A 536-nucleotide genomic window follows, 5' to 3' on the forward strand; every position below is an offset into this window, starting at 1 on the left:
ACAGAATGTTATGAGACTGCAACCTTTAATAATACAACGTGTTCATGGGATGTAACTGGTAGTCAACCAGCAGAACCTGCAACAGAATGTTATGAAACAGCAACCTTTAATAACACGACTTGTTCGTGGGATGTGACTGGATCACAACCAGCAGAACCTGCAACGGAATGTTATGAAACGGCAACATTTAATAATACGACTTGTTCATGGGATGTCACTGGTAGTCAGCCTGCAGAACCAACAACAGAATGTTATGAGACTGCAACGTTTAATAATACGACTTGTTCATGGGATGTAACTGGTAGTCAACCTGCAGAACCTGCAACAGAATGTTATGAAACGGCAACATTTAACAATACAACGTGCTCATGGGATGTCACTGGATCACAACCAGCAGAACCTGCAACGGAATGTTATGAAACGGCAACATTTAATAACACAACGTGTTCATGGGATGTGACTGGTAGTCAGCCTGCAGAACCTGCAACAGAATGTTATGAGACTGCAACGTTTAATAATACGACTTGTTCGTGGGA

At 42.0% G+C, this 536-nt stretch carries 1 protein-coding gene; it reads left to right on the forward strand.

The window, feature by feature from the left end:
- Positions 1 to 536: hypothetical protein (locus tag Q0893_RS19505; protein WP_299278962.1), on the forward strand; the 536-nt coding region annotated here is incomplete at both ends.

The organism is uncultured Psychroserpens sp. (assembly GCF_947494225.1).
In the GTDB taxonomy this organism is placed as follows: domain Bacteria; phylum Bacteroidota; class Bacteroidia; order Flavobacteriales; family Flavobacteriaceae; genus Psychroserpens.